General features: G+C 62.0%; 14 protein-coding genes. 3 read left to right on the forward strand and 11 right to left on the reverse strand.

Annotated elements, in window-relative coordinates:
- Nucleotides 1-49 precede the first annotated feature (49 nt).
- From JNO51_RS09640 to JNO51_RS09685, 10 genes are all read right to left on the reverse strand, one after another.
- The gene (locus JNO51_RS09640; RefSeq protein WP_215776482.1) at nt 50-859 is read right to left on the reverse strand and encodes a MetQ/NlpA family ABC transporter substrate-binding protein; all 810 of its coding nucleotides are present in this window, start codon (nt 857-859) and stop codon (nt 50-52) included.
- A 36-nt stretch (nt 860-895) separates the two neighbouring features.
- Nucleotides 896-1,582, reverse strand: a complete 687-nt coding sequence (locus tag JNO51_RS09645) for a methionine ABC transporter permease (protein ID WP_215776484.1) — start codon at nt 1,580-1,582, stop codon at nt 896-898.
- Nucleotides 1,582-2,319, reverse strand: a complete 738-nt coding sequence (locus JNO51_RS09650) for a methionine ABC transporter ATP-binding protein (protein ID WP_215776486.1) — start codon at nt 2,317-2,319, stop codon at nt 1,582-1,584. Before JNO51_RS09650 ends, JNO51_RS09645 begins: the two co-directional genes overlap by 1 nt.
- A gap of 196 nt (nt 2,320-2,515) precedes the next feature.
- Nucleotides 2,516-3,271 (reverse strand): endonuclease/exonuclease/phosphatase family protein, encoded by a 756-nt coding sequence (locus JNO51_RS09655; protein ID WP_215776488.1) that lies wholly within the window; start codon nt 3,269-3,271, stop codon nt 2,516-2,518.
- A 7-nt stretch (nt 3,272-3,278) separates the two neighbouring features.
- A complete protein-coding gene (gene nudB / locus JNO51_RS09660) occupies nt 3,279-3,728 on the reverse strand; it encodes a dihydroneopterin triphosphate diphosphatase (RefSeq protein WP_215776490.1) in 450 nt (149 codons plus the stop codon).
- A complete protein-coding gene (locus tag JNO51_RS09665; protein ID WP_252346048.1) occupies nt 3,725-5,032 on the reverse strand; it encodes a mechanosensitive ion channel family protein in 1,308 nt (435 codons plus the stop codon). Before JNO51_RS09665 ends, nudB begins: the two co-directional genes overlap by 4 nt.
- Nucleotide 5,033: 1 nt before the next feature.
- Nucleotides 5,034-5,732 (reverse strand): lipoprotein-releasing ABC transporter ATP-binding protein LolD, encoded by a 699-nt coding sequence (gene lolD / locus JNO51_RS09670; protein ID WP_215776493.1) that lies wholly within the window; start codon nt 5,730-5,732, stop codon nt 5,034-5,036.
- Nucleotides 5,725-6,972 (reverse strand): lipoprotein-releasing ABC transporter permease subunit, encoded by a 1,248-nt coding sequence (locus JNO51_RS09675; protein ID WP_215776495.1) that lies wholly within the window; start codon nt 6,970-6,972, stop codon nt 5,725-5,727. Before JNO51_RS09675 ends, lolD begins: the two co-directional genes overlap by 8 nt.
- Nucleotides 6,973-6,987: 15 nt before the next feature.
- Nucleotides 6,988-7,200 carry a hypothetical protein gene (locus JNO51_RS09680; RefSeq protein ID WP_252346049.1) on the reverse strand — a complete coding sequence of 71 codons (213 nt, stop codon included), beginning with the start codon at nt 7,198-7,200 and terminating at the stop codon, nt 6,988-6,990.
- Nucleotides 7,201-7,303: 103 nt separating this feature from the next.
- Entirely contained in the window at nt 7,304-8,020 is a 717-nt protein-coding gene (locus tag JNO51_RS09685; RefSeq protein ID WP_215776499.1) for a C40 family peptidase, read from the reverse strand.
- 62 nt (nt 8,021-8,082) lie between these two features.
- Between JNO51_RS09685 and JNO51_RS09690 the strand changes: the two genes are divergently transcribed.
- The 3 genes from JNO51_RS09690 (at nt 8,083) to JNO51_RS09700 (ending at nt 11,014) form a co-directional block, all read left to right on the forward strand.
- Nucleotides 8,083-9,765 (forward strand): AarF/ABC1/UbiB kinase family protein, encoded by a 1,683-nt coding sequence (locus JNO51_RS09690; RefSeq protein WP_215776501.1) that lies wholly within the window; start codon nt 8,083-8,085, stop codon nt 9,763-9,765.
- Nucleotides 9,766-9,838: 73 nt separating this feature from the next.
- Nucleotides 9,839-10,615 carry a hypothetical protein gene (locus tag JNO51_RS09695; RefSeq protein ID WP_215776503.1) on the forward strand — a complete coding sequence of 259 codons (777 nt, stop codon included), beginning with the start codon at nt 9,839-9,841 and terminating at the stop codon, nt 10,613-10,615.
- Between the two features lie 78 nt (nt 10,616-10,693).
- Nucleotides 10,694-11,014 (forward strand): DUF2325 domain-containing protein, encoded by a 321-nt coding sequence (locus tag JNO51_RS09700; protein ID WP_215776505.1) that lies wholly within the window; start codon nt 10,694-10,696, stop codon nt 11,012-11,014.
- 59 nt (nt 11,015-11,073) lie between these two features.
- Here JNO51_RS09700 and radA read toward each other — a convergent pair whose 3' ends face one another.
- Nucleotides 11,074-12,435, reverse strand: a complete 1,362-nt coding sequence (gene radA / locus JNO51_RS09705; protein WP_215776507.1) for a DNA repair protein RadA — start codon at nt 12,433-12,435, stop codon at nt 11,074-11,076.

A 12,435-nucleotide genomic window follows, 5' to 3' on the forward strand; every position in this document is an offset into this window, starting at 1 on the left:
AAAAAGGGGGCCGAAGCCCCCGTGAATACGCCTTGACGCAAAAAACGGTTTATTTCCAGTTGGCCGGCAGCTTGTAGCCGGCATATTTCTGCTTGGCCCAGCTCTTGAATTCCGCCGAGTTATAGGCAGCAATCACGTCCTTGGCCCAGGGCTTGGCCGCATCGGCACTGCGCACCACCCCCCAGTTGACGTAGGCATAGCTCTTTTCCTGATACAGCGCTTCGGTCAGCTTGATGCCGGAGCTGGTGGCATAGTTGCCGTTGATGACAGCGAAGTCAGCATCGCTGCGCGCACGCGGCAATTGGGCGGCTTCCAGCGGCAGCAGCTTGATGTTTTTCGGATTGGCCGCGATGTCATGTTGCGAGGCGGTCAGCGGGTTGATGCCGGCCTTGAGCTTGATCCAGCCCAGGTCGTTGAGCATCACCAGCACACGGGCAAAGTTGCTCGGGTCGTTCGGTGCCGCCACGGTGGCGCCCGGCTTGACGTCCTTGAGCGACTTCAGCTTGCCGGCATAGAGGCCCAGCGGGGCGGTCGGCACCTGGAACACCGGCGTCAGCTGCAGCTTGTGCTCGGCGGCGAAGCTGTCCAGATAGGGCTTGTGCTGGAACACGTTAACGTCCAGCGAGCCTTCGGCCAGCGCCAGGTTCGGGCGAACGTAGTCGGTGAATTCCACCAGGCGCACGCTGTAGCCTTCTTTCTCCAGCAGCGGCTTGATCTGCTGCTTGACCATGTCGCCGAAGTCACCGACGGTGGTCCCGATCACGATATTTTTCTTGGCCGGGTCGGCGGCCAGCGCCGAAGCACTCAGCGACAAGCCTACCAGCGAGGCTACCAGCGATTTCACGATCCATTTCTGCATTGTCATTTCTCCTTGTTTCATGACTTGAGGTAAGCGTTAGCGTTTGTCCAGCCGATGGGCCAGACGATTGCCGACAAACTGGATGATCTGCACGATGGCCACCAGCAACAGCACCATGGCCACCATCACATCGGTCTGGAAGCGGTAGTAGCCATAGCGGATAGCCAGGTCACCGATGCCACCGCCACCCACCACCCCGGCAACCGCCGTATAGGACAGGAAGCTGATGGTCAGGATGGTCAGGCTGGAAATCAGCCCGGCGCGCGCTTCGTTGAGCAGGACCTTGGCAATGATCTGCCAGGGACTGGCCCCCATGGCTTCGGCCGCTTCGATCACACCGCGCGGAATTTCGCGCAGGGTCTGCTCGACCAGACGGGCAAAATACGGGATAGCGGCAAAGGCCAGCGGCACCGATGCCGCCACCGGGCCAATGGTGCTGCCGACAATCAGCCGGGTCAGCGGCACCAGCGACACCATCAAAATGATGAAGGGAAAGGACCGCACCAGGTTCACCAGCCAGCCCAGCACGCCATGCACGCCCCGATGAGCGAACATCTGCCCGGGTCGGGTCAGGTAGAGCACAATGCCAAGCGGCCCTCCCAGCAGAATGGCGGCGGCCAGCCCCAGGCCCAGCATCATGGCGGTCTCGATCAGCGCCTGGCCGATCTCCGGCCCCATCAGGCTCAGGTCCTGCCAAATATCATTCAGTTGAGCGATGTCCATCACGCAGCCTCCAGCAGGGAACGCGCCAGTTCGGATTGCGCCTGTACCGCCCCATCGTCAATGGTCATGACCTCGACCACCTGCCCCTGATTCAGTACCGCCGCACGGTGGCAGATCGAACGCACCACCCCCATTTCATGGGTCACCACCACGACGGTGACACCAAAGCGCTGATTGATTTCCTGCAGGCAAGACAGGATGGACTGGGTGGTTTTCGGATCGAGGGCCGAGGTCGGCTCGTCGGCCAGAATGACGTGTGGGCGCGGCGCCAGGGCACGGGCAATCCCGACACGCTGCTTCTGGCCACCCGACAGCTGCGCCGGATAATGGTCGGCGCGATCGCTCAGGTGAACCACCTCGAGGCATTCGGCCACGCGGCTGGCGATATCGGCCTTGCGCCAGCCGGCGATCTCCAGCGGGAAGGCCACATTCTGTGCCACGGTGCGATTAGCCAGCAGGTTGAATTGCTGAAACACCATGCCGATATTCTGGCGCGCACGACGCAGCTGTGCCGCGCTCAGGGCGGTGAGATCCTGACCATCGACGATCACGGCACCGCTATCCGGGCGCTCCAGCAGATTGATCAGACGCAACAGGGTCGATTTGCCGGCACCGGAAAAACCGATCAAACCGAAAATCTCGCCCTGGGCGATAGAGAGCGTGGTGTCATCAACGGCATGAAACCAGCCCCCCTCGGGGCGCTGGAAACGCTTGGACACCGACTGCAATTGAATCATGGCAACACTCCAAAACATAAAGCCCGCCGGAACTGCTGGCGGGCTGTACATGGAATGCCACTCATGCTGCGAGAGGACTGTAGCCGCAAGGCTACCCACGCTTTAGCTGTTTTACGCCCGCAAGCTGTGTTCAAATCGGCGATAAATTGTGTTTTTTATTGAACAGAAATTTTCAGTTTGTGTCAACAGGTTTTTCTTAAAGCAACATCGGCAACAAAGAAGCCGTCAGTGGCAGATGGTCAGAAAGGTGGGGCCAGGGATGGTCCTCCAGCACGGCTGCGGCCACCGGACGCAGACCACGCACATAGATGCGATCCAGCGACAACATCGGCAAACGTGCAGGAAAACTGCGGGCATGGCTACCAAAAAGACTTTGATGCACTTCACTCAGTCCAGCCTCCTGCTGCAGACATTGCGTGGCCTGGCCACGCCAGTCATTGAAGTCACCGGCCAGAATCAATGGCAGCTGCGCAGGAATATTTTCGCGGATATAGCGTGCCAGCGTGTGATATTGCTTACGCCGGTCGTGCCCCAGCAGATTCAGATGAGCACACAGCGCCACCACCGGCGTCGGCCAGCCGGCGGGCTGCAGCTGACAATGCAGCACACCGCGACTTTCCAGCGGGTTGACCGAAATATCCAGATTGCACCAGGAATCGATGGGAAAACGTGTCAGCACGGCATTGCCATGGTGGCCGTGCTCATAGGCGGCATTCAGCCCGTAGGCGGCACGCAGATTGAGCCGGCGCGCCAGGAAGTGGTGCTGCGGCACCACCGACCAGTCGGCATGATGCAGGGCGCGACGGCGGTTCTTGCCCTGCACTTCCTGCAGGAACAGCAGATCCGGCGCCTGCGCTGCCAGCGCCCTGGCGATGTCTTCCAGCCGCACATGCCGGTTCAGCGGCGACATGCCCTTGTGCATGTTGAAGGTCACGACGCTGAGCGGCTGCATGGTCCCCCTACCCCGGCGCCAGGCGCGAGGGCAGCAGCCGCAACGCCTCGGCATTGGAAGGCGAGAACACCCGCTCAGCCGCCTGCTGCCAGGGCAGCCAGCACCAGGCCAGATGCTCCCCCGGCGCCAGCCGGACCGGCAGGCGGTCTGGCAATTGCAGGCCGAACACCTGCTCGCGGTTGTGCGTCACACCGGGCGCGTAACGATGACGCCAGTGCGGATAAATTTCGTAGGTATTGCTGATACCCCAGTCGCTCAGGGCCGGCGCCTCGGCCAGCAGGCCGGTTTCCTCGCACACCTCGCGCCGGGCCGTCTCGAACAGCGACTCATCGCCCTCTCGGCTGCCGGTGACGGACTGCCAGAAGCCAGGCCGGTCGGCACGCTCCAGCAGCAGCACCTCTCCCGCCAGGGTATGAATCACCACCAGCACTGACTCGGGCTGTTTCCAGGTCTTCATGGCGCTTTCTCCGCCGGCAGCGACTTGACCGCCACCTCCATCTGCGGGAACGGCATGGTCACACCCTGTTCGCGGAACAAACGCCAGATGGCCATGTGGATATCGGACTTCAGACCGAGAAAGCCGTTTTCCGGATCCAGCACCCAGAAACCGACTTCCAGGGTGATTCCACTGGCGCCGAACTGGGTCACAAAACCGCGCGGCCCCGGCTCGGCCTGCACCCGCGGATGGCGTGCGGCCTGTTCCACCAGCCTGAGTGCCAGCTCCAGATCGGTGTCGTAGGCGACATCCACCTTGACACTGCTCCACATGATCTTGTCGGAGTAAGACTGGTTGATCACCGTATTGGCAATCATGGTGTCATTGGGAATCAGCGCCTCGGTGCCATCCGTACCCTTGAGCACCACAAAGCGCGAAGTGATCTTGGTCACGTAGCCGACCCGGTCGCCGACCATCAGGCGGTCGCCAATGCGAATCGAGCGGTCGAGAAGGATGATAAAGCCTGAAACATAGCTGCTGGCAATCTTTTGCAAGCCGAAGCCGAGACCAACACCGAGGGCACCGCCGAAGACTGACAGCACGGTCAGGTCGATACCGACGATCGGCAAGGCGATCAGCACCGCGGCGATCATCAGGCCGGTGCGGGCCAGCTTGGAAAACACGATGCGCAGATTGAGGTCGAGCTCGGTCAGGCGCATCAGCCGCTTTTCCACCGCACGACTGATCCACAGGGCGGCAAACATGATCACCGACACCCACAGCAGGGCGCTGAGGATCATCGACAAATCAAGCTGTACCTTGCCAATACGGAAGGAGATCGACTCCATCCAGTCCAGCACGAAATCATCCAGCTGGATCGCCCAGGTGACAAAGGCCAGCCACAGCACCGTCGAGATAAAATTCTCGGTATGTCGCTCGAAGCGGCTACGGGGCAAAGCCTCGCGCACGATCGCCGTCAACATGCGGATAATCGCCATCCATAACAACATGGCAGCAAAAGCCAGCAGGACGTGTGGCCGGTGCTGCAGCACCACAACCCAGACCACCGCACTGAACAGCAGCAGCAGTTCGGAGGTCAGCGGCAACACCAGGCGCAGGCCGGCATAGGGCAGGAAGCGCTCGAAGCGGTCAGGATGATGCAAAAACCAGCGCCGGAAGGCCTGGCGGCTCAGCCACCAGCCGACGAGCAGACAGACAGCACCAATCACGAACTCGGTCAGACCCGCCCAGGTCTGGATCGAGTCGATCAGCGCATCGACACTCATTTCATCCCGTCGGAACAGCATCAGCACGCCCCCCATCATGTCAGGCTCCGGTGGCGGCATCGGGCATCAGCACGCCATCGCTCAGTCGCCATTGCCGGTCGGTTCGACCCGCCAGCTCGCGATCATGGGTGACGATCAGCAGGCTGGTGCCGAAACTTTGATTCAATTCAAGCATCAGGTCAAATATGACATTGGCAGTATGGTGATCCAGATTGCCGGTCGGCTCATCGGCCAGCAGACAGGCCGGACGGGTCACCAGGGCACGGGCGATGGCAGCCCGCTGGCGTTCGCCGCCGGACAATTCACCCGGCTTGTGCGCCAGACGCTGTCCGAGGCCAACCTGCTGCAGCATGGTGGCGGCCTGCTCGGCAGCCTCGTGACGCGACAGGCGTCGAACCAGCAGCGGCATCATGACGTTTTCCAGTGCCGAGAACTCGGGCAGCAGGTGGTGGAACTGATAGACGAAGCCCAGCTTGGCGTTGCGCCAGGCACCCAGCTCGCGCTCGTTCATCCCGGCCAGCGGCCGCCCGAGCACCGATACCGTGCCGGTCGTCGGTTTGTCCAGGCCGCCCAGCAGGTGCAGCAAGGTACTCTTGCCCGAGCCCGAAGCACCGACAATCGCCATGGTCTCGCCCTGCCCCACGGTGAGATCCACGCCGGACAGCACGGTCACATCCAGCGGCCCCTCACAAAACGACTTGCCCAGTCCGCGGCATTCGATCACGGCAGGATTATTCATAGCGCAAGGCCTCCGCCGGCTGGGTACGCGAGGCGCGCCAGCTTGGGTATACCGTGGCGAACAGGGCCAGCAGCAGGGAAACAATGGTAATCATGCTGACATCCGCCCACTGCACGTCGGTCGGCAGATAATCGATCATGTACACCTCGGGCGACAGCAGCTTGCTGCCGGTAATGTGTTCGATGACGCTGACGAGCGCATCGATATTCCAGGCGCCCAGCACGCCAAACACCACGCCGGACAAGGTGCCGAGCACCCCGGCCACCGCCCCCTGGATCATGAAGATCGACATGATGCTGCCCGGCGCCGCCCCGAGGGTGCGCAGAATGGCGATATCCGCTTGCTTGTCAGTGACAACCATCACCAGCGTCGAAACCAGATTAAAGGCCGCCACGGCAACAATCAGCGTCAGGATAATCGTCATCATGCGCTTTTCGATCTGCACGGCGCGGAAATAATTCGAGTTCATGTCGGTCCAGTCGGAGACCATGGCATTCTGGTTCAGCACCCCCTGCAGCTGCGCCTTGACTGCCGGTGCGGCCATCACATCGTCCAGCCTGAGGCGCACCCCGGTCACGTCATTGCCGAGCCGGAACAGTACCTGGGCATCCTGCAGGTCGATCATGGCAAAGCTGGCATCCAGCTCGTACATATTCATCTTGAAAATGCCCACCACCGTGAATTGCTTGAGGCGCGGCATCATGCCAGCCGGGGTGATGTTGCCCTCCGGCGTGATCAGCGTGACCTTCTCGCCCAGCGTGACGCCGAGCTGCAGCGCCAACTGGTTGCCGATCACGATGCCGAAGCCGCCAGGCTTGAGCGAATCGATGCTTCCGGCAACCATGTGCCGGCCAATGTCCACCACATGGCTTTCCAGCGCCGGGCTCACCCCGCGCACCATGGCGCCGCGCACTGTACCGCCGAAGGACATCAGGCCCTGGGCCGAAACGAAGGGCGCCGCGGCCTGTACGCGCGGCTGCTTGAGCAGAAACTGCTGCAGCCCCTGCCAGTTGGCCACATGCCCCTGGTAATCACTGACTTCGATATGCGCGGCGGCACCGAGAATGCGGCCGCGAATTTCCTTCTGGAAACCGTTCATCACCGACAGCACGATGATCAGCGCCGCCACGCCGAGCGCAATGCCCAGCACCGAAATCAGCGAGATGAACGAGATGAAGCCATTGCGGCGTTTGGCACGCAGGTAGCGCAGACCAATCATCGCCTCAAAGGGCAGTTGCATGGGAATCCTTGCGGCTTAAGGGTTATAGGGGTTTTTCAATGCCTGCATGATGCTGACCAGCACCGCGCGGACCTGATTTTCATCACAGCCCATCAGCACGGCATCCTCGAAGGCGTCCTGGGCCATCTGCCCCAGCTCTTCCAGGTTTTCACGCATGACCTTGAGTTTTTCGACACAAGCCACCGGCTTGCCGTCCGGACCAAGCCAGACCGGGAGTTCGAGTTGCACTTGATTTCCATCCATTTTGAACGACGATGCCCGCTGAAGCGGGCATCGACAGACTATCCGGGATTATAGACCCGACACGCGTGCAAATGGGCAAGCAAGCATGCTACTTGCGGGATTTCTTCTTGCCCTTTTTCGGCGCGGCCGCCTTGGCACTGACCGTGCGGCACTTCTTGCCCTTGACACAAACCGAACTGACGCGCTTGCCCGGCGTGGTGTCGAGCGTATCGGCGCTGTCTGCCGGCACATCGGCGTTATCCGCCGCCTCGGCCGTGCCACTGCCTCGGGCCACACGACGGGCCCCGTTGTAATGCGACACCCAGTAGGACTGGTTCAGCTGTGCCACCTCGATGGTCTTGCCGGTTCGCGGGGCATGAATGAACTTGCCGTTGCCGAGATAAATACCGACATGCGAATAGGAAAAACCGCGCGTATTGAAGAAGACCAGATCGCCAGGCATCAGTTCCGTCTTATTGACAGAACGTCCGACCCGCGCCATGCCGGCGGCGGTGCGCGGCAGATTGACCTTGAGGGATTTTTTGAAGACGTACTGGATAAAGCCACTGCAATCCAGCCCGGTACTGGGGTTGGAACCGCCAAAGCGATAGGCCACGCCCATCAGGCTGATCGCCTGCAGCAACATGTCGCCGACGGCATCATCGGTCGGCGAAGAGGCATAATTGCCAATGGGGTCCCCCGCAGGCTCGGCTGCGGTATTATCGTCCTTCGTAACTTTATCCGGTGGTGTCTTGTCCGGTGCGGCGGTGACGCAGGCCAACCAGCCAGCCAGCGCGAGGGCGAGTATGCGGCGGTGCAATTTCATAGGCCGGACTTTAACGGACAGGGCTGGCAGTGTAAAGCCGCCCTACTCAAGGCAGTTAAAATATGTTGAAAGAAACACTGGTTGCCATGCGTGATCTGCCGCGACTGAAAGAGATCTCCGGCGTGCTGATCCGGCATGGGTTGGGCGAGTTTGCCGAACGTCTGCGCTTGCCGCGTGCGGTCGAGATGGCGGGCGAATGGCTGCACCTGAAAAAATCGGACAATCCCGAGACCACACCGACACCGGTACGCGTCCGACAGGCGCTCGAGGAGCTGGGCCCGACGTTCATCAAACTGGGCCAGATTCTCTCGACCCGTGTCGACGTCTTTGCCCCGCACTGGATCGCCGAATTCGAAAAATTGCAGAACGAAGTGCCCCCGATCGATGCCGGGCAACTGCCGCAGCTCTTGCAGACGGCGCTGGGCGCTTCGCCGGATGCACTGTTTTCCAGCTTTGATCCCTGCCCCATCGGCTCGGCCTCGATTGCCCAGGTGCATCGCGCCGTCCTCAGGGACGGACGCACCGTGGCAGTCAAGCTGCGCCGCCCTGGCATCGTGGAAAAGGTGCAGGCCGACCTGCGCATTCTGGCGCACCTGGCCAGCGTGCTGGAGTCCGAGTTCGCCGATGCGCGCCGTTTCCAGCCACAGGAGATCGTGCGGCAGTTTGCCCGCTCCATGACCCGGGAGCTGGATCTGGCGGTAGAAGCCCGCAATATGGAGCGCTTTGCCCGCGACTTCGCCGAAGATCCTCACGTCACCGTCCCCGGCGTCCACTGGCAGTACACCAACCCGATGGTGAATGTACAGGACTTCATCGAAGGGATTCCCGGCAGCCGGCTGGACCTGCTGGATGCGGCCGGCCTGGTGCCGGCACAGATGGCACACCATGGCGCCAATGCGGTGCTGAAGATGATTCTGGTCAACGGTTTTTTCCACGCCGACCCGCACCCGGGCAATGTCATTTTCCAGCCCGGGCCGCGCATCGCCTTTGTCGACTTCGGTATGGTCGGGCGGCTGTCACACGCCCGCCGCGACGAGATTGTCGATTTGCTGCTGGCCCTGGCCCAGCACGACGAGCGCGCCATGATGGACGTTCTGATCGAGTGGACCGGCAGCAAGCCGATCGACGAAGCCCAGTTTGCTTCCGACATCGGAGAACTGGTGTTCGCCTACGAGCATGTTCCGCTGAAAAACCTGCGCATCAGCCAGCTCATTGGCGAGATCATGGACCTGATCCGCAACCACTCCATTCTGTTGCCGGCAGATCTGGCCATGCTGTTCAAGGCGCTGATCACCCTTGAGGGACTGGGCAGGCAGCTGGATCCGGATTTCCTGCTGATCGACCATCTGACGCCCTTCGTGCGTCGTCTGGCGCGGGCGCGCTACCACCCCGCCAGCCTGCTCAAGCGGGGTCGGCATACACTGGGCGAGACGCTGGGCATGCTGTCTTCACTGCCACGCGGCATGGCGCGCCTGGGCAAAGACATGCGCCAGGGCAAGTTCAGCGTCAACCTGGACCTCAAGCGGCTGGACAGCTTTGCCCGGCAACTGGATCGCAGCGCCAACCGGCTGACCATGGGGATCGTGACCGGTGCCCTGATCATCGGCTCATCGATTGTCATGACAGTCAATGCCGGCCCCAGGCTGTTCGGCTTCCCTTTCCTCGGGCTGTTTGGCTTTCTGATTGCGCTGATCAACAGCCTGTGGCTGATCGTCTCGATCTGGCGCTCCGGAAAACAGTTGTAAGCAAAGGCAAAAAGTCGCTCAAGCCCGCCCCGATCAAGACGATATAGGGGCAGAGACAGCAGGAGTGACGATCATGCTCATCGAGTCAGTCAAACAGTCTTCCCGCACCGGACAATCCGCCACGCCGCCGGGCATGGCCTTCCCCGGCAGCGGCACAGGCTACGCCAGCGACCATCAGGATGAGCAGGTCGACCTGCACCAGGCCAGCGATAGCGAGCTGGCCGCTGCCTGCAGCCAGGAAACCCTGCTGGCGCTCATGCAGGCCCTGCTCGAAACACTCAGCCCGCAACCGCTGAGCCTGACCGACCCGCAACACGGGGGGCAGTCCCTGTACGACGATGCGCTGGCACCAAGCTGGCTGACCCATGCACGCCATGCCCTGACCCATCCGGCCAGCCAGGCATTGCGGCTGACCGCCATCGGTCAGCTCACCCTGCCGGGCGCGACGGCACAGCCCTTCGTGCTGGACATGCAGCTGCCGCACACCGCACTGAGGCCCCCTTGCGGCGAGCAGATGGGCCAGCTGGTGCTGGATGCCCGCGCCGGCGCCAGCCAGGGTGCCCGGGTCGACTATACACTGACCCGCCTGACCGATTTTCACGCAGCCGATCGCTGCAACCCGCCCCTGTCGGCCGAACCTCCGCCGACGATGTGCGGGTCCTCCGGCACACCGCTTTTTGCCCAGTTTTCTCTGGGAAGTGACCCGGAAATTCGCTGCATGGCGGCCCGGCTTCTGCCGGCCGGACCTCGCCATGCCCTGCCGATGCACGCCCACTTCTGGCGTGACGGAAGCTATGTCGCCATGGAGAACCCGAGCGGCAGCCCGCACCAAGTGGATATCAGCGCCTGACCGAAAGTCCTGACCGGATGATTGACAATGAGAATGATTCTCATTATCTTTGCATCACACCACTCAGGAGAATACGACATGAACGCAATGTTGGTCGGCGCTGATACCCTTGGCAACATCCCTGCCGTGCTGGATCAGTTCGGCATCACCATTCAGCGGCACGTCAGCGGACGCAACAGCTCCCACCAGCGCAAACTTGACCGGCTGCCCGCCGGCACGGAGCTGCTGATCCTGTTCACCGACTTTCTCGGTCACAACGTCATGCGCCATTTCCGCGCCCTGGCCTCGCAACACAATGTGCGCTTCATTGCCTGCCGCCGTTCGGTCTGCGCCCTGAAACAGTCGCTGAACTCGGCCGGTTTGTGTGAAGGCAGCTGCCAGCACTGCACCCGGCACTGAATAACAGAAAATGGCCGGTACCCGGTACCGGCCATCTTCTGTTGCGCCCCGCCGCCTGCTTACTGGCCGCGGCAGTAATCCACCGCCTGTTCCAGCCGGTCGACACCAATCACTTCCAGCCCCTCAATCTCCTGCCTCGGCCGATTGGCCATTGGCACGATGGCACGGGTAAAGCCCAGCTTGGCGGCCTCGCGCAGTCGTTCCTGTCCACGCGTGACCGGCCGGACCTCGCCGGCAAGCCCCACCTCGCCAAACACCACCATCTTGGGTGGCAGGGGGCGATTGCGCAGCGAGGACACCATGGCCAGGATCAGCGCCAGGTCGGCGGCCGGCTCGGTGATCTTTACGCCGCCGACCGCATTAAGAAACACGTCCTGATCAAAACACGCCACGCCGGCATGGCGGTGCAGCACGGCCAGCAGCATGGCCAGCCGGTTCTGCTCCAGGCCAACGCTGAGACGCTTGGGCTGAAACCCGTGCGCATCGTCGACCAGCGCCTGGACTTCCACCAGCAGCGGGCGCGAGCCTTCCTGGGTGACCAGCACGCAGGCCCCGGACACATCATCTCGCCAGGAGGACAGGAAAATTGCCGAAGGATTGGACACCCCCTTGAGGCCACGCTCGGTCATGGCGAACACGCCCAGTTCATTGGCGGCGCCAAAGCGGTTCTTCACCGCGCGAATCATGCGGAAGCTGGAGTGCGAATCCCCCTCGAAATACAGCACCGTGTCGACCATGTGTTCGAGCACGCGCGGTCCGGCCAGCGAGCCTTCCTTGGTGACATGGCCGACCAGCAACAGCGTCGTGCCGCTTTGTTTGGCCATGCGCGTCAGCTGGGCAGCGCATTCGCGCACCTGTGACACCGAGCCGGGCGCCGAGGTGACCTGATCGGTATACAGGGTCTGAATGGAGTCGATCACCGCCACTTCCGGCTTGTCGCGCTTGAGCACCGCCATGATGGCTTCCAGGCGGATTTCAGACAGCAGACGCACCTTGCCGGCATCCACGGCCAGCCGCGAGGCGCGCATGGCAATCTGCTGCGGCGACTCTTCACCGGAGACATACAGCACAGGCCGCGTGGCGCCCATGGCAGCCAGCGCCTGCAGCAGCAAGGTCGACTTGCCGATGCCCGGGTCGCCGCCGATCAGGATGACCGCCCCGCGCACCAGGCCACCGCCCAGCACCCGGTCCAGCTCGTCAATGCCGGCACTGTCGCGCGGCACGTCTTCGGCCTGCACCTCACTGAGCAACTGCACCTGGGCGGTGCCGCTCCAGGCTTCATAGCGACCGCTGCCGGCAGCAGGTTGCGCCAGCGATTCAGTCAGGGTATTCCAGGCACCACAATGCGGGCACTGCCCCTGCCACTTGGGGGTTTCGCCACCACATTCGGTACAGGAAAAAACGGTTTTACTTTTGGCCAT

It is taken from the genome of Paludibacterium sp. B53371, from assembly GCF_018802765.1.
In the GTDB taxonomy this organism is placed as follows: domain Bacteria; phylum Pseudomonadota; class Gammaproteobacteria; order Burkholderiales; family Chromobacteriaceae; genus Paludibacterium.